Origin of the sequence: Occultella glacieicola, from assembly GCF_004353825.1 — a bacterium.
GTDB classification, from domain to species: Bacteria; Actinomycetota; Actinomycetes; order Actinomycetales; family Beutenbergiaceae; genus Occultella; species Occultella glacieicola.
The window spans coordinates 143,952-158,815 of record NZ_SMNA01000007.1 but is presented as its reverse complement, the minus strand read 5'-3'; the positions used below and the strand labels follow the sequence as shown (position 1 = coordinate 158,815).

15 protein-coding genes and 1 tRNA gene are annotated in these 14,864 nt (G+C 71.4%); 8 read left to right on the top strand and 8 right to left on the bottom strand.

The genetic code is table 11. The features are described from left to right. Nucleotides 1–16 precede the first annotated feature (16 nt). Both EXU48_RS15635 and EXU48_RS15630 read right to left on the bottom strand, forming a co-directional pair. A complete protein-coding gene (locus EXU48_RS15635; RefSeq protein WP_165962843.1) occupies nucleotides 17–208 on the bottom strand; it encodes a helix-turn-helix domain-containing protein in 192 nt (63 codons plus the stop codon). A gap of 355 nt (nucleotides 209–563) precedes the next feature. Further along, nucleotides 564–636, bottom strand: a tRNA-Arg gene (locus tag EXU48_RS15630). 171 nt (nucleotides 637–807) lie between these two features. On the opposite strand from EXU48_RS15630, the gene EXU48_RS15625 reads away from it, so the two are divergent. The 3 genes from EXU48_RS15625 to EXU48_RS15615 all read left to right on the top strand — a co-directional run bounded on the left by EXU48_RS15625 (nucleotide 808) and on the right by EXU48_RS15615 (nucleotide 3,501). Then, nucleotides 808–1,695 carry an ABC transporter ATP-binding protein gene (locus EXU48_RS15625; protein WP_165962842.1) on the top strand — a complete coding sequence of 296 codons (888 nt, stop codon included), beginning with the start codon at nucleotides 808–810 and terminating at the stop codon, nucleotides 1,693–1,695. Continuing rightward, complete coding sequence (locus EXU48_RS15620; protein ID WP_133108608.1) at nucleotides 1,692–3,017, top strand: FtsX-like permease family protein; 1,326 nt, start codon at nucleotides 1,692–1,694, stop codon at nucleotides 3,015–3,017. The genes EXU48_RS15625 and EXU48_RS15620 overlap by 4 nt, the downstream gene beginning before the upstream one ends. Nucleotides 3,018–3,159: 142 nt before the next feature. Then, nucleotides 3,160–3,501: a hypothetical protein gene (locus tag EXU48_RS15615; RefSeq protein ID WP_133108607.1), complete on the top strand. Its 342-nt coding sequence runs from the start codon at nucleotides 3,160–3,162 to the stop codon at nucleotides 3,499–3,501. 18 nt (nucleotides 3,502–3,519) lie between these two features. Here the strand turns inward: EXU48_RS15615 and EXU48_RS15610 are convergent, their stop codons facing one another. The 4 genes from EXU48_RS15610 to EXU48_RS15595 form a co-directional block, all read right to left on the bottom strand. Next, on the bottom strand, nucleotides 3,520–4,500 hold the full coding sequence (locus EXU48_RS15610) for a bile acid:sodium symporter family protein (RefSeq protein ID WP_133108606.1): 981 nt from the start codon (nucleotides 4,498–4,500) through the stop codon (nucleotides 3,520–3,522). A gap of 303 nt (nucleotides 4,501–4,803) precedes the next feature. Continuing rightward, nucleotides 4,804–5,484 (bottom strand): DUF998 domain-containing protein, encoded by a 681-nt coding sequence (locus EXU48_RS15605; protein ID WP_133108605.1) that lies wholly within the window; start codon nucleotides 5,482–5,484, stop codon nucleotides 4,804–4,806. Between the two features lie 91 nt (nucleotides 5,485–5,575). After that, nucleotides 5,576–6,520, bottom strand: a complete 945-nt coding sequence (ligD, locus tag EXU48_RS15600) for a non-homologous end-joining DNA ligase (protein ID WP_133108604.1) — start codon at nucleotides 6,518–6,520, stop codon at nucleotides 5,576–5,578. A 45-nt stretch (nucleotides 6,521–6,565) separates the two neighbouring features. Continuing rightward, nucleotides 6,566–7,720, bottom strand: coding sequence for an FAD-dependent oxidoreductase (locus tag EXU48_RS15595; protein ID WP_133108603.1), 1,155 nt, complete (start codon nucleotides 7,718–7,720; stop codon nucleotides 6,566–6,568). Nucleotides 7,721–7,901: 181 nt separating this feature from the next. Here EXU48_RS15595 and EXU48_RS15590 point away from each other — a divergent pair, with 181 nt between their 5' ends. The 4 genes from EXU48_RS15590 (at nucleotide 7,902) to EXU48_RS15575 (ending at nucleotide 11,489) form a co-directional block, all read left to right on the top strand. Beyond that, on the top strand, nucleotides 7,902–9,056 hold the full coding sequence (locus EXU48_RS15590) for a pyridoxal-phosphate dependent enzyme (protein WP_133108602.1): 1,155 nt from the start codon (nucleotides 7,902–7,904) through the stop codon (nucleotides 9,054–9,056). A gap of 286 nt (nucleotides 9,057–9,342) precedes the next feature. Next, nucleotides 9,343–10,002, top strand: coding sequence for a hypothetical protein (locus EXU48_RS15585; protein WP_133108601.1), 660 nt, complete (start codon nucleotides 9,343–9,345; stop codon nucleotides 10,000–10,002). Next, nucleotides 9,999–10,961, top strand: a complete 963-nt coding sequence (locus EXU48_RS15580) for a hypothetical protein (RefSeq protein WP_133108600.1) — start codon at nucleotides 9,999–10,001, stop codon at nucleotides 10,959–10,961. Before EXU48_RS15585 ends, EXU48_RS15580 begins: the two co-directional genes overlap by 4 nt. A 66-nt stretch (nucleotides 10,962–11,027) precedes the next feature. Then, nucleotides 11,028–11,489 (top strand): VOC family protein, encoded by a 462-nt coding sequence (locus tag EXU48_RS15575; RefSeq protein WP_133108599.1) that lies wholly within the window; start codon nucleotides 11,028–11,030, stop codon nucleotides 11,487–11,489. Nucleotides 11,490–11,518: 29 nt separating this feature from the next. Here the strand turns inward: EXU48_RS15575 and EXU48_RS15570 are convergent, their stop codons facing one another. After that, nucleotides 11,519–12,862, bottom strand: coding sequence for an enolase C-terminal domain-like protein (locus EXU48_RS15570; protein WP_133108598.1), 1,344 nt, complete (start codon nucleotides 12,860–12,862; stop codon nucleotides 11,519–11,521). Further along, a complete protein-coding gene (gene kdgD / locus EXU48_RS15565; RefSeq protein ID WP_133108597.1) occupies nucleotides 12,859–13,809 on the bottom strand; it encodes a 5-dehydro-4-deoxyglucarate dehydratase in 951 nt (316 codons plus the stop codon). The genes EXU48_RS15570 and kdgD overlap by 4 nt, the downstream gene beginning before the upstream one ends. Nucleotides 13,810–13,928: 119 nt before the next feature. On the opposite strand from kdgD, the gene EXU48_RS15560 reads away from it, so the two are divergent. Continuing rightward, the gene (locus EXU48_RS15560) at nucleotides 13,929–14,837 is read left to right on the top strand and encodes a LysR substrate-binding domain-containing protein (RefSeq protein ID WP_133108596.1); all 909 of its coding nucleotides are present in this window, start codon (nucleotides 13,929–13,931) and stop codon (nucleotides 14,835–14,837) included. Nucleotides 14,838–14,864 lie beyond the last annotated feature (27 nt).

The following is a 14,864-nucleotide window of genomic DNA, read 5'->3' as shown; positions in this document are numbered from 1 at the left end:
AGGTCGGCGGCGCGCTTCACGACGCACGCTCCTCGGCGAGCGCGGCGATGTCGGCGCGAGCGAACACGTATGCGCCGTTCTTCCCCGGCATCTTCGTTACCGGGGTGAGCGTGCCGTCCCACACTCGACGGACCAGGGTTGCCCGGTCGACGTCGAGGAGCCGGCATGCTTCCTTGCTGCCGATCAACTCTGCTGCAGTCGTGGTCATGTCGGCGAGTATGGGCATTGCACAATCACATTGTCAATACCCGCTAGACCTTGCGCGTGTCGCGAGTAGGTGCAATGCTCCATGCATGAGTGAGATGACAGCCGGCCGAGTGCCGGTCCCGGACCTGGCAGATCGGATGCTGCTGTCGCTGCGCCACGCCGACGTCGGGGTGCAGGAGATGGGCGACTACCTGGAGGTCAGCCGCAACGCGGTTGGTAACTGGATCAACGGTCGATCGAAGCCGAACGGCGCGACCATGCGCCTGTGGGCACTGCGGACCGGCGTCCCCTACGTGTGGCTCCGAGACGGGATAGACCCCCGTCAGGGCGATCCTGACGGGGGTCTATCGGTGAAGCGCGCCCGGAGGGACTCGAACCCCCAACCTTCTGATCCGTAGTCAGATGCTCTATCCATTAAGCTACGGGCGCTCACGGTCACGTGGACCGACGGTCACTCTACCCGTTGTTCGCTCCTGGTTTCCAATCGGGGCATCAGACTGTGGGCGGACTCACCCTGACGACCACCGGTGGACGCGCACCCGCCCAGGACACCTCCGGGGACCGATGCCGTGGCCCGGCAGGGCGGCGAGGCTGGGTGGCATGACCTCACGTACCCCTCTCACCGCACGCGCCCTGGTGAAGACCTACGGCTCCGCCGGCACCGGGACCACCGCGCTTGCCGGCGTCGACCTGAGCATCGCGCCGGGCGAGTCGGTGGCCATCATGGGCCCCTCCGGCTCCGGCAAGACGACCCTGCTGCACTGCCTCGCCGGGGTGCTGCCGGCGACGTCCGGGCAGGTCGTCTCAGCCGGGCAGGACCTCTCGTCGATGTCGGAGCGCGCCCGTACCGGGCTGCGCCGCACCGACTTCGGCTTCGTGTTCCAGTCCGGGCAGCTGCTGCCCGAACTGCCCGCGGACGAGAACGCTGCCCTGCCGCTGATGCTCGCCGGGACACCGCGCGCGCAGGCGACCGACACCGCCCGACGCTGGCTCGCCTACCTGGGCCTGGGTGGCATGGAGTCCCGCCGGCCCGGCGAGCTCTCCGGCGGGCAGGCCCAGCGGGTCGCGATCGCCCGCGCCCTGGTCGGCTCCCCCGGCGTCGTCTTCGCCGACGAGCCGACGGGCGCCCTCGACCAGCACACCGGCCACGAGGTGCTCGGCGTCCTGACCGAGGCAACCCGCGCGACCGGCGCCGCCCTCGTGATCGTGACCCACGACCCGGGCGTCGCCCGCTGGTGCTCGCGCACCGTCCACATGCGCGATGGTCTCGTGGTGGCCCAGGACCACGCACGCGGCACCGGGGTGCCGAGTGAGCGCACCGGAGTACCTCAACCCGCCGAGAGCCGGACCACCGACTCCGCCACCGCCGTCGGGCCTGGTTCCGCGCCGCAGCAGGCGGCACCCTTCGCTGCGGCCGCCAGCCCGGGCGGACCCGCTCCGGTCAGCCCGTACGGCAGGCCCGACGGCGTCACCGCGGTGTCCCGATGAGGGCGGCACTCGACCTGTGGTTGCTGCTGCGCGGCCGCAGCGCGGGCCGGTCCGACCCGCAGCGGTTGACGAGCGTGCTCGCCGTCCTGGCCTTCGCGGTGACCACCGCCGTCGTCCTGTTGGTGGTCGGCGGCTTCGCCGCGTTCGTCGACCGGGCGATGACCGACATCGCGCCCGGTTCCGACGGCGGCTTCTACGTCACCCTCGCTGGCACAGCCACGATCCTGCTGATGGTGCCGCTCGCGACGCTCGGCGGGGCCGCCGCCCGGCTCGCCGTGGCCCGCCGCGACGAGCGCCTCGCCGCGCTGCGCCTGGCCGGCGCCACCACCGGGCAGGTCTCGCTGATGACGATGCTGGATGCGGCCGCCCAGGCGCTGGCCGGCTCCCTGATCGGCGTGGCCGGGTCGTTCCTGCTGATCCTCACCGTGCTGCCGCTGCAGTTCCAGGGCCGGTCCTTCACGTTCGCCGAGCTGGTAGCCCCGTGGTGGGTGTACCCGGTGGCGGTGCTCGCCGTGACGCTGGTGGCGCTGCTTTCGGCCGGCGCGAGCCTGCGGAAGGTCGCGATCACTCCGCTCGGCGTGGCCGCGCGGACCACCCCGAACCCGCTGCACTGGTCCCGGCTGGTGCCGATCCTCGGCTTCGCGGTGGTGTTCGTGGTGCTGTGGAACACCGGCCTGGCCAGCATCCTGGTGATCGTCATGGTGGTCGCGGGCGGATTCGCGATGCTGAACCTGCTCGGTCCGTGGGTGATGTCGGTGGTCGGTCGCATCGTGGTGCGTCGCACCAAGGATGTGGCCACCCTGATCGCCGCCCGCCGCCTCGTGGACTCCCCGAAGACGGCGTGGCGCAGCGTGGGTGGGATCGCCCTGGCGACGTTCATCGCCGGCCTGGCCGCCGCCGTCGCCATGTTCGACCCGGCGATCGCGAGCGACGCCGCCGAGGCGAACCTCTACCGCGACATGGCTACGGGCGGCTTCCTGACGCTCGCGATCGCCGGTGTGGTCGCGGCGGTCTCCACCGGGGTCATGCAGGCGGGCCGGGTCATCGATCAGGGCGGTGAGTACCGGGCGTTGCATCTGGCCGGCACCGACCTGCGGGTCATGGACGCCGCCCGGCTGCGGGAGACGTCGATCCCGCTGGCCGCGGCCGTCGGGGTGGCCACCGCCGGTGCGCTGCTGTTCATGATCCCGGCACTGGGCTACGCGTTCCTGACCGCGACGCCGGTGCTGCTGCAGTTCGTACTCAGCGTGGCCGCCGCGTGCGCGCTGGTGCTGCTCGGCACCCTGGCCTCCCGCCGGGTGGTGCGCACGGTCCTGGCCTGAGCCGGTTCGGCCACGCGTCGAGGAAGTCGCCGCGAACCCGAATCCGCCCCAACCAGGGGGCGGTCTCGCCGGCGCCGCGACTTCCTCGACGCTCGGGCGCCGCGGGCTTCGGCCACGGGCGACGCCCGGTAGCGTGCACCTGATGGAACCGGACCCGCCCTCGACACCGAGCCGGGCCGCCGCCACCTGGGTGATCCTCACGGCCTCGCTGATCCTGCTCTGGACGCTGGTCTCGGTGTGGCTGCTGGCGATCCCGGCCCCGGCCCAGTCCGCCTGCCCAGCCGTGCACCCGGCGCCGGCCGGCTGCAGCCCCGCTCGGGTGCCGGTGGCCGCGCTCTGGTCGGTGGTCCTGGCCGCGGCCTACGCGACCGTGCTGATCCTCGCGCTGAAGGCGCGGCACCGGGGACTCGGTGCGCTGATCGGTGGTGTGGTGATGCTCGCGGCTCTGGGCTTCGCGGCGTACCGGGTCACGCTGGACGGGTAGCACTGCGGTTCCACCACGCTAGGCGCCGACCGTCCCCGGTTCCCCGGACGTCCGCGCCAGCCGCCGGGCCAGTGCGGCACACACGACCAGCTGCAGTTGGTGGAAGATGATCAGCGGCACCGCGATGGTCGCGGCGGTGGCCGCCGGGAAGAGCACCACGGCCATCGGCAGCCCGGTCGCGAGCGACTTCTTCGACCCGCACATGAGCAGGGCGATCCGGTCCTTGCGGTCCAGCCGGATCCCCCGGCCGCCCCACCAGGTCGCCGCCAGCATGACCACGAGCACCACGGCGCTGATCACGAGCAGCGCCACGATCATCACCCAGGACACCGAGGACCACACCCCGTCGGCCGTGGCGGAGGCGACCGCACCGAACACGATCAGGATGATCGTGCTCCGGTCCAGCAGGGTGGTCAGCCACTTGTGGGCGCGTAGCCAGGTCCCGACGAGCGGTTGCAGTAGCTGCCCGACCACGAACGGCAGCAGGAGCTGGAGGAGCACCGAGCGCAGGCCACCGAGCCCACCCGCCCCCGACGCGCCCATCAGCCAGAGCACGAGCAGCGGGGTGAGCACCATGCCGAGCAGGTTCGAGATCGTCGCGGCGCAGATGGCCCCGGCCACGTTGCCCCGGGCCACCGAGACGAACGCGACCGAGGACTGCACGGTCGACGGCAGCAGGGACAGGTACAGCACCCCGGCTGCGAGCGCCGCACCGATGATCGGGGCGGCCGCCCAGGACACGGCCAGCCCGAGCAACGGGAACAACAGGTAGGTGGAACCGAGGATGCTCCCCTGCAGGCGCACGTTCCGCAGCCCGCCGAGCACCTCGCGGGTGGACAGCCGAGCGCCGTACACGAGGAACAGAAGGAAGACGGCGACGTTCCCGACCCCTTCGACCGCCCCCCGCACCGCGTCGGGCAACGGCACCACGAGCCCGAGGACCAGGGCGACCAGGATCCCGACCACGAACGGGTCCACCCAGCGACGCAGGAGCCTCACGAGGGCGCACCCCCGACGCGTCGGCGGGAGCGGATGCGGTGGTGCGACACGAGAGGCAAGGGTAGCCCGCCGGGTGCGGCACCGACGCCGGGTCGAACGGTGCCGGACCCGCGCACGGACCCGCCGTCGGCGTCGCGTTCGACAACCCGGACGCCGAGCGGCTCTACCTCAGGCTCGGCTACGTGGCCTCCGGCGTCGAGGACGTGACCGCCTACGACTGGGTGGACGTCGACGGCGTCACGCACCATGCGGTGGAGCGGGACCGATTGCTGGTCAAGGAGCTGTAGCCCGAGGACCGGTGGTTCAGCACCGGGGCGCGGCGACCCTGTGCTGCAGGTGCGCCGCGAGCGCGGCCAGCCAGGCCCAGGAGATCACCACGGCCGCCGTGAAACCGAGCACGATCGCCGGTGCCGACGATCCCGTCGCGACCCCGGCGAACCCGGCGAGGAAGATGACGCCGACGGCGCGGGACGCCCACGCGGCGCCTCGACGGCCCTCGCGTGCCTGGACCCGGGCCACCACGAACGTAGCCGCGATCAGGCCGGCGAAGCCGACCATGCCGGCGACCATGTGGCCGAGCCCGTGCCAGCTGATCTCGGTGACGGGCACGGAACCGACCGGGTAGCCGGCCATCGGGTCGGCCACGAACACGCCGGCGGCGATCAGTCCCAGTCCATAGATCCCGAGCAGCCGCGGCGCCCAACGGGACGTCCAGGACCGGGCCACGCCGACCGCGAACGCGATCACCATCGCGCCGGTCAGGATCAGGTTGACCATCTGGATCCAGCCCTGCGGGCCGGCGGCCAGCAGGCTCCAGTCGTGCCTGGTCAGGTCGAACCCGTCGTGGACGACTGCCTGCGTGAGCGACACGACCACGTAGAACGGGCCGGCCAGAATGCCGTACCCGAGCAACGACCTGGTGACGCGTTGTTCGTGGGTGCCTTCCGCCGTCGGAGCGGTGTTGGTGGTGCTGGTGCCGTTCATGACGTCCTCCGGTTCGGGGCCACCGCGCCGGCGGCCTTCACCGTCACCACGAACGGCGGACGCCTGGATCGACATCCGGGCGGAGAACCGGTCAGGCGTCGGCGGGTTCGTCCCGCTCCGCCCACTCGAGCAACTCGTCCAGCCGATGCGCCTTCGCGTCGATGTCGGCGTGCAGGTCCCCGAGCTCGGCGAACCGGGCCGGCACCGTCGCGATGGTGAACGCTGTCGGATCGACGTCGTCGACCTCATCCCACCGGATCGGTGTCGAGACCGTGCCCTCGTCCTTGCCGCGCACCGAGTACGCGCTGGCGATCGTGTGGTCACGGGCGTTCTGGTTGTAGTCGACGAACACCGCGGACGGGTCCCGGTCCTTGCGCCACCAGGCGGTGGTGACGTCCTTCGGCGCACGCCGCTCGACCTCCCGCGCGAACGCGAGCGCGGCGGTCCGGACCTCGTCGAAGCCCCAGTCCGGTTCGATCCGCACATAGACGTGCAGCCCGGAACCGCCGGAGGTCTTCGGGTAGCCGGTGATCCCGAGGTCGTCGAGCACCTCATGGGCCACGTGCGCCACGTCTCGTACCCGCTCGAACGGGCACTCGGGCATCGGATCCAGGTCGATGCGCCACTCGTCCGGTTTCTCGGTGTCCGCTCGGCGGGAGTTCCAGGGGTGGAATTCGACGGTGGACATCTGCACCGCCCAGATCACACTGGCGAGTTCGGTGACGCACAGTTCATCCGCGGTCCGGTTGTAGCGCGGGAAGTGCAGCTCGACGGTCTCGACCCAGTCCGGGGCGCCGCGTGGCAGCCGCTTCTGGTGCACCTTCGTACCCGCCACGCCGTCCGGGAACCGGTGCAGCATGCATGGCCGCTCGCGCAGGGCACGCACGATGCCGTCGCCGACGGCGAGGTAGTAGTTGGCGAGGTCGAGTTTCGTCTCCCCGCGTGCGGCGAACATGACCCGTTCGGGGTGGCTGATCCGGACGGTGCGCTCGCCGACCTCGAGTTCGACGGCGGTGTCCCCGCCTTTGGCTGCCATGTCACCGAGGGTAGTGGTCGCCCCGTGCCTGCGCCGGGGTCCGCGTCAGCCGGCGTACTCGAGCGAGGTGTCCTCGCCCCGGGAGTGCTCGGTGACGTCGTCGAGCCGGTGGAACTGCTCGGCCATGAGATCGGTGAACAGGTCCACGCCCTTCATCCGGCTGGTCTCCTCGGGGCCATGGAAGCGCGGCACACCGGACGTGTCGAGCAGTTGGGACGCACCGCCGTCGGGCCCCAACGGGATCACGATCCGCTCCGGCGGCGGCACGTACACGGCCGACGGCGAACGCCCGGCGATCAGGTCGGCGATGTTCGTGGCGACCACCCGGCCGTGGGCGCGGGCCGCGTCGGCCCGCTTCGTCTCGCGCAGGTCGGCGACGTCCCCGACGGCGAACACGGTGTCATGGCCGGCGACGCTCAGGTGTTCGGTGACGCTCAGGGTGCCGTCGGGACGGCGGGCGTCCAGCAGGCCCCCGGTCACGTAGTCCGTCACCGCCCGGTTCCCGTAGCAGCGGAACCAGACCTGCGCGTTGATCTCCACACCGGCGTCGGTGCGCACGGTGAAATCGTGCAGGCGCCCGACGTCCATCGGTGGCAGGAACCCCAGCGGCGCGCCGAGGACGAGGTCGACACCCCGGTCGATCAGCTGGGTCCGGATCGAGTCGCGCACCTGCGGTATCACGTCGATCGTGGTCAGGATGTCGTCTGCCCGGTCGACCAGGGTCACGCCCAGATCGCCGAACGCACTCGTGAGTTCCCCGGCGAGCTCCACTCCGACCGGTCCGGCTCCGACCAGCAGGACCCGCTCCGCCTGCCCGATCGCCTCCCGCAGCCGCGCCATCCGCGAGCGCACCACCCAGGCGTCGGACTCCAGGAACTTGGCCGGGAACGGGTACGCGGTGCCGGTGGCGAGCACGAGGTAGTCGGCGTCGACGAACTCGGTCCGCGTGAAGCTGACCCGGTTGGCACCGACCGCCCGGGCGGAGTCGTGGATGACCCGGCCCCGGCTGAGCAGCCGGTCGTAGGGAAGGAACACCCGGTCCTCCCAGGCCGGGTCCACGACGGCACGGAGCGTCCCGACGGCATGCACGAACGCGTCCTTCGGTTCGATCAGCATGACGTCCGCGACCGCATCGAGCTGCTGTGCCACGGCGACCCCGCCGTACCCGCCACCGACCACGACCACTCGTGGGTGTGCCATCGTCTCCTCGTTCCACTCGCCAGTGCCGTGACTGCTCTCTCTGGTCTACTCCGAACCGCGGGCAAAGTCTCTAGATCGTGCGGTGGATCACCGTGTCGGCGGTCACACCCACCGACCGAAGGGCAGGCCGGGCCTATGCTGGCGGGCACTCCCGCCGATCGACTTCCGAAAGGGGTCCCCGGTGTCGACTCCGTCGAAGGCCGGCCCGCCCGTCCTGCTGGACCGGGCCGGGACGCGGTACCCGCTCACGGACCTGCGGTGGCGTGGTGCGGACGGGTCGCCGCTTGCGGTGTCACCACTGGCCGCGGCGACCGTCGAGCAGATCGTTACCGATGAGCGCTCGCTGTGGCGGTACCGGGCCGCGCTCCCGGTGTCGCCCGAGCACCGGGTCAGCCTCGGCGAGGGCTGCACCCCGATGGTCGCGCTCGACCGGCCCGGTCACCGGGTGCACGTGAAGCTGGAGTGGTTCAACCCGACGTCGAGCTTCAAGGACCGCGGCGTCGCCGTGATGATCTCGCACCTGCGGGCACACGGCGCGGACCGGGTCCTGGAGGACAGCTCGGGCAACGGTGGTTCGGCCGTCGCGGCGTACGCGGCTGCCGCCGGGATACGGGCGAAGATCATCGTGCCCGCCGCGACGTCGAGGGCGAAGATCCTGCAGGCCCGGGCCTTCGGCGCGCAGATCGAACTGGTGTCCGGCACCCGTGACGAGGTCGCCGAGGAGGCGGTGCGGCAGTCGGCCACGATCGCGTACGCGAGCCACAACTGGCACCCGATGTTCCTGCAGGGCACGAAGACCATCGGCTACGAGATCTGGGAGGCGCTCGGCTTCACCGCTCCGGACAACGTGGTCCTGGTCGCCGGCGCCGGCAGCATCGTCCTCGGCTGCGACCTCGCCTTCACGGAGCTCCTGGCGGCCGGGCAGATCGCCCGCCGACCCCGACTGCTTGTCGGCCAGCCGGAACACTGGGCCACGATCGCCGACACGGTCAACGGGATCGAGGCCGGATCCCGAGGGCCCCGCGTCCCCACGATCGCCGAGGGCGCGTCGATCGCCCGCCCGATCCGGTTGCCCGAGGCCGTCGCCGCGATCCGCCGCTCCGGTGGGGCCGCCGTCGCCGTGCCCGACGGTGAGATCCGCCGGGCCGTCCGCGACCTGGCCGGGCGCGGCCTCTATGCCGAGCCGACCAGCGCGGTCGCGGTCGCCGCGCTCGACCGGTTCCTCGCCGACGGCACCATCGGCCCCGGCCAGACCACCGTCGTCGTGCTCACCGGCGGCGGGCTGAAGTCGGCGGAGCAGATGGCGGCGATCTTCGCTGACGAGCCGCCAACCTGAGCGCCGCCCTGAGGCTCACGCCGCGACCGCGGCGAGTCGCGCAGGGCGCTTCCGCGGAAGCACTCGACCCTAATCCCCCTCGCCGAGGGTGCTGAAGTGGCAGCCAGAGCAGCACTCTCACGCCGGGTGCGGCAAGCCGACGCTTCCGCGGAAGCACTCGGCGACATGCCTCCTTCACCGAGAGTGTCGAGGTGGCAGCCAGAACCGCACTCTCACGGGCAAGCGTGTGGGGCCGGGCGCGTGTGGTGGCGACACGACCACCCGGTGCCGTGGATGATGTGAACCGATGTCGGTCGTGGAGTGGTTCGTCCAGGTGTTCGCCGCCGTCGGTGACATCCTGTCCTTCCGCGCGCCGGCGCCGCTGCTCGACTCCCCGGGCCGCGCGCTGTCCGTGGCCGTCGGGGTCGCGGTGCTGGCCGGGCTGTCCACGATGATCGGGCACGCGGTCGTCTTCGTGATCAACCGGGTCCGGCGGCTGCGGATGGTCGCCGCGATGGCGCTCGGCGCCGTCTACACCGCGCTCCTGCGCGGGGTCACCGGCGCCGGGATCGCCCTGGTCGCCTGGCTGGTCACCCGCGGCACCGTCGACGCCGAGATGGTCGCGGCCGCCTACCTGTTCGCCGCCGCGCCGCACGTGCTGGCCTTCGGAGTCTTCATCCCGTACCTGGGCCTGCTGTTCGGGAGGGTCCTGGAGGTCTGGTCCGCCGTCGTCCTGGCATTCCTGCTCGCGCCCGTGCTCGCCGTCGGGCTGCTGCCGGCGCTGGTGATCTCCGGCGTCGCGTGGCTCGCAGCGCACCTGCTCTCGGTGGCCCTGGCCGGCCCGCTGGCCCGCGGTACCGCCCGGGCCTGGACGCTGGTGACCGGCCACGAGACGTTCCTGACCTCCTCCGACGTCCTCTCCGGTGCGCCGTTCGTGCCACTCGAGCACCGGGAGCACCACGCATGATCGAGATGGTGCTCCTGGGCCTGGTGGCGCTCGCCCTGATCTTCGCGCTGCTGGCGCCGCTGGAGTCGCTGCGGTGGTGGTCACGTCGCAAGGACTCGGCGGTGCTCGACTCGCTCGCGCGACCGGAGACCGACGACGGCGTCCCCGCCCTCGCGCGGGAGGCTCGCCTCTTCGTGGTGTACCTGTCCGGGATCGGTGCCGTGGACGGCACCACCGACTCCCGGCGCGAGCAGGCGGTCCTGGCGACGCTCGCTCAGGAGCTGCCGGACGCCGTCGTGACGGCGGATGTCTTTCCCTATGCGGTTGACAACCGTGGCCTGACGCAGCGCGCGACGAACTGGTTCTGGAAGCGGCTGCAGCGGCTCCAACGGGTTCCGGTGGCGAAGACCGCGTCCAAGCTCATCAACCTGCGCAACGCACTGCGCGTGCTGGTCTCGGCCGACCCGCGCTACGGCCCGTCGTTCAATCTCGCGATCGCGCAGGAGATCGCCGAGTCACTGTCACGGCACGGCTACGACTGGGACGCCCGCGCCCCGGTGACCGTCATCGGATACAGCGGTGGTGGCCAGATCGCGCTCGGCGCGAGCTGGTATCTGGCCGCGCTCGACGTGCCGGTCTCGGTGTTCTCGATCGGTGGGGTACTCGCCTCGGACCCGGCCCTGGACCGCGTGCAGCACCTCTGGCACGTGTACGGGTCCAAGGACCGGATCCAGCTGTTGGGACCGACGGTGTTTCCGGGACGGTGGCCGACGGCCCGGGTCTCCTCGTGGGCCAGGGCACTGCGGGAGGGCCGGATCACGATGTCCTGCATCGGGCCGATGCGGCACATGGGCCGGCGGGACTACTTCGACCGGCACGTGACGGACGACGACGGCGTTGCCTACCGGCAGCGCACCGTCGACGCACTGCTGGCGGCGCTGCGCACCGAGATGGAACGTCCCGCGCGCTCGCCCGGGTAGCGGACCGTATCCGTCCGGTATCCGCGAGAGGGTTGACCTCCGACCTTCGACGAAAAGGAGACCTTGATGAGCCGCACGATCCAGATCACGTTCGACGCCCACGACCCCCGGGCGCTCTCGACCTTCTGGCGGGACGTCCTCGGCTACGTCCATCCGGGTCCGCCCGGGGTGGACCTGGAGCCCGGCGCCGACCCCCTCGCCGCCTGGGAGGAGTTCCTCGAGAGGTCCGGGGTTCCCGAGGACCAGCGCAACTCCGCATCCGCGCTGGAGGACCCGGACGGCGTCGGTCCCCGGCTGTTCTTCCAACAGGTGCCCGAGGACAAGGTCGCCAAGAACCGCGTGCACCTGGATGTCCGGACCGCGTCCGACCTGCGTGGTGACGAGCGCATGGCCGCCCTCGAGGTCGAGTGCGAACGACTCGTCGCCCTCGGCGCCACCCGCGTGAAGCGTTTCGAACCGGAGGCCCCGACGAGCATCGGGTTCATCGTGATGACCGATCCCGAGGGCAACGAGTTCTGCCTGGACTGACGACCTGGTGACCGGGTCGGTCGGTCGGCTCAGCGCACCAGCGCCGGGCGCTTCGCGTCGAAAACCCAGCCGGGCAGCAGGTGCTGCATCCCGACGGCGTCGTCACGTCCGCCGAGTCCGTGGGCGAGGTAGAGCTCGTGGGCGGCCTCGAGCCGGTCGAGGTCCAGCTCGACGCCCAGGCCGGGCCGGTCCGGCAGGGCGATCGTCCCGCCGGTGATCCGCAGCGGTTCCCTGGTCAGTCGCTGACCGTCCTGCCAGATCCAGTGGGTGTCGATGGCCGTGATGTCGCCGGGTGCCGCGGCGGCGACCTGCGTGAACATGGCCAACGAGATGTCGAGGTGGTTGTTCGAGTGCGACCCCCAGGTCAACCCCCAGGCCTCACACAGTTGCGCCACCCTGACCGAGCCGTTCATCGTCCAGAAGTGCGGGTCGGCGAGCGGGATGTCCACGCAGCCGGAGCGGACCGCGTGCCCGAGCTCGCGCCAGTCGGTGGCGATCATGTTGGTCGCCGTCGGCAGTCCGGTGGCGCGGCGGAACTCCGCCATCACCTCCCGGCCGGAGTAGCCGGCCTCGGCGCCGCACGGGTCCTCCGCGTAGGCCAGGACGTCCCGCAGCCGCTTCCCGAGTCCGATCGCCTCGGGCAACGACCAGGCCCCGTTCGGGTCGATGGTGATCCGCGCCCGCGGGAACCGCTCGGCCAACGCCGTCACGGCGTCCGCCTCCTCGGAGCCGGGCAACACCCCACCCTTGAGCTTGAAGTCGGTGAAGCCGTACCGGGCCTGGGCCGCCTCGGCGAGAGAGACGACCGCCCCGGGGGTCAGTGCCTCGGTGTTGCGCAACCGCAGCCACGGGTCGTCGGCGTCGCGCTCGGACCGGTAGGGCAGGTCGGTGCGGCCGGAGTCCCCGACGTAGAAGAGGTATCCGAGCACCGGCACGGTGGTGCGCTGCACGCCGTCGCCGAGCAGCGCGGCGACCGGAACCTCCAGGAACTGTCCGAGCAGGTCCAGCAGCGCGGACTCGACGGCGGTGACCACGTGGACCGTCACGCGCAGGTCGAAGGTCTGCAGCCCACGCCGGTCGGCGGAGTCCGCGAACCTGCGTCGGATCTCGCCGAGCACCGACTGATACTGCGCCAGTGGCCGGCCGAGCACCAGGTCGGTCGCCGCCTCCAGGGTCCGGGTGATCCCCGCACCACCGGGCACCTCCCCCACCCCGGTGCGGCCCGCGGAGTCGGTCAGCACCACCACGTTGCGGGTGAAGTACGGAGCGTGTGCGCCGGAGAGGTTCAGCAGCATGCTGTCCTGGCCGGCCACGGGTACCACCCGCATGCCGGTGACCACCGGGGAACCGCTCGTCGGCTGCGTGGAGGTCATGAGCCGACCAGGTCCCGGTCGGCGTGCTCGACCTGCGCGATGCCCTCGATCAAGGTGGTCAGCGCCTGTTGCTCGGCGCCGGTCAGGTCGGTCAGCGGCGGCCGGACGGGCCCGGCGGGGCGGCCGATCGCCGTCAGGCCGGCCTTGACGATCGAGACGGGATATCCCGCGCTGCGATCACGGATCTCCAGGTATGGCAGGACGAACGAGCGTAGCCGCAGGTAGACGTCCTCACGGTCGCGGGCGAGCACGGACCGGTGGAAGTCCAGCGCGAACCGTGGCACGAAGTTGAAGATCGCGGAGGAGTAGGTGGTCAGCCCCATCTCGAGGTAGGGCAGGGCATAGACCTCGGCGGTGGGCAGCCCACCGATGAACAGGAGCCGGCCGTCGAGGCCCGCGTACAGACGGGTCATGAGTTCGACGTCGCCGACACCGTCCTTGAACCCGATGAGGTTCGGACAGGTCTCGGTGAGCCGGGCGATCGACTCGGCGGTGAACCGAGCGTTCGCGCGGTGGTAGACGATCACCCCGAGGGAGGTCGCCGCGCACACCGCCCGCACGTGAGCAACCAGGCCGTCCTGGCTCACCTCGGTGAGGTACGGGGGGAACAACAGGATGCCGTGGGCGCCGGCCTGTTCAGCCTCGCGAGCCATCTGGACCGCCTGCGCGGTGCCGTACGCGGCCGGGCCGAGGATCGGCAGGCCGTCCGGGGCCTCCGCCACGGCCGCGCGGACCACCCGGGGCACCTCGGCGGGCGTGAGGGCGAAGATCTCGCCGGTGCCGCCGGCGGCGAAGAGTCCGGCCGGGCCGAAACCTGCCTGCCAGGCGACGTGTTCCCGGTAGCCGTCCTCGTCGAGACTCAGGTCCGCCCGGGCATGGGTGACCGGGAAGGAGAGCAGGCCCGAGCCGAGGATCGTCCGGAGCTCGTCGGGCGTGTAGCTGGTCATCGTGGTGCTCCTGCCGCGCGGAAGGGTCTGATTGGAGGTTAACCACCCGGACCTATACCCGTCCAAGTCCGAAGCGGACTGGCATCATGCCCATCACGCATAGTTGATCCGGAGGTGCGATGTACACGCTCGACCAGCTCAGAGGTTTCGTCGCGGTTGCCGAGGAACGGAACTTCAGCCGGGCCGCGGACCGGTTGGGGATGACGCAGCCTCCGCTGAGCCGACTGGTGCGCAAGCTCGAGGGCGAGTTGCGAGTTGAACTCTTCGCCCGCACCCACCGGGGCGCGCAGCTGACGACGGCAGGCCGCGTCTTCCTCGATGAGGCTCGCCGGATCCTCGGGCTCGCCGAGGCGGCGCCGCTTCGGGCCCGTGGCGTCGCCGCCGGGACCGCCGGCACGGTCCGGATCGGGTTCACGGCGATGACGGCCCTGACGGTCCTCGGCGGGTGGGCCAGGGCGGTCGGCGAGCACCTGCCGGGCGTCGATCTCATCCTCACCGAGATGGTCACCGCCGACCAGGTCGAGGCCGTGCTCGCCGGGCAGATCGACGTCGGCCTGGCTCGTGGCGTGAACCCCTCCGAGATCCTCGCGGCGCGACTGGTGCACAGCGAACCGCTGGTCCTAGCCGTGCCGGCCGGACATCCGCTCACGCGGCTCGGACGGCCCCCGGTCCTCGCGGACGTCGCCGAGCACCACATCGTCACCTACGCCCCGGTCGAGGCCAGATACCTCTACGAGGTCGTGGTCGCCGCCTTCAGCGATGCCGGCCTCACCCCGCACTACGTCCAGCACGTCAGCCAGGTGCACAGCGTGCTCGCCCTCGTCGACGCGGGTGTCGGCGTCGGTCTCGTGCCCACCTCGGCCACGGCGCTGAGACTGCCGTCCCTGACCTATCTGGAGCCGTCGGGCCTCGCGGAGCGGAAGGTACAGGCCCAGTGCGTCTGGCGCCGGGACAACACCAACCCGGCGTTGAAGCAGGTCCTGCTGCTCGGCGAGGGCCACTGGAGAGTCGCACGGGCGAGGCGCTGAACTGCAGGCCGCCCGTCCCACGGGTCA

Coding starts and splice junctions, on each gene's coding strand:
- EXU48_RS15635 (WP_165962843.1), bottom strand. CDS start 208: ATGACCACGACTGCAGCAGAGTTGATCGGCAGCAAGGAAGCATGCCGG.
- kdgD (WP_133108597.1), bottom strand. CDS start 13,809: ATGACCAGCTACACGCCCGACGAGCTCCGGACGATCCTCGGCTCGGGC.
- EXU48_RS15605 (WP_133108605.1), bottom strand. CDS start 5,484: ATGAACGGCACCAGCACCACCAACACCGCTCCGACGGCGGAAGGCACC.
- EXU48_RS15570 (WP_133108598.1), bottom strand. CDS start 12,862: ATGACCTCCACGCAGCCGACGAGCGGTTCCCCGGTGGTCACCGGCATG.
- EXU48_RS15560 (WP_133108596.1), top strand. CDS start 13,929: ATGTACACGCTCGACCAGCTCAGAGGTTTCGTCGCGGTTGCCGAGGAA.
- EXU48_RS15585 (WP_133108601.1), top strand. CDS start 9,343: ATGTCGGTCGTGGAGTGGTTCGTCCAGGTGTTCGCCGCCGTCGGTGAC.
- EXU48_RS15595 (WP_133108603.1), bottom strand. CDS start 7,720: ATGGCACACCCACGAGTGGTCGTGGTCGGTGGCGGGTACGGCGGGGTC.
- EXU48_RS15575 (WP_133108599.1), top strand. CDS start 11,028: ATGAGCCGCACGATCCAGATCACGTTCGACGCCCACGACCCCCGGGCG.
- EXU48_RS15615 (WP_133108607.1), top strand. CDS start 3,160: ATGGAACCGGACCCGCCCTCGACACCGAGCCGGGCCGCCGCCACCTGG.
- EXU48_RS15625 (WP_165962842.1), top strand. CDS start 808: ATGACCTCACGTACCCCTCTCACCGCACGCGCCCTGGTGAAGACCTAC.
- ligD (WP_133108604.1), bottom strand. CDS start 6,520: ATGGCAGCCAAAGGCGGGGACACCGCCGTCGAACTCGAGGTCGGCGAG.
- EXU48_RS15620 (WP_133108608.1), top strand. CDS start 1,692: ATGAGGGCGGCACTCGACCTGTGGTTGCTGCTGCGCGGCCGCAGCGCG.
- EXU48_RS15580 (WP_133108600.1), top strand. CDS start 9,999: ATGATCGAGATGGTGCTCCTGGGCCTGGTGGCGCTCGCCCTGATCTTC.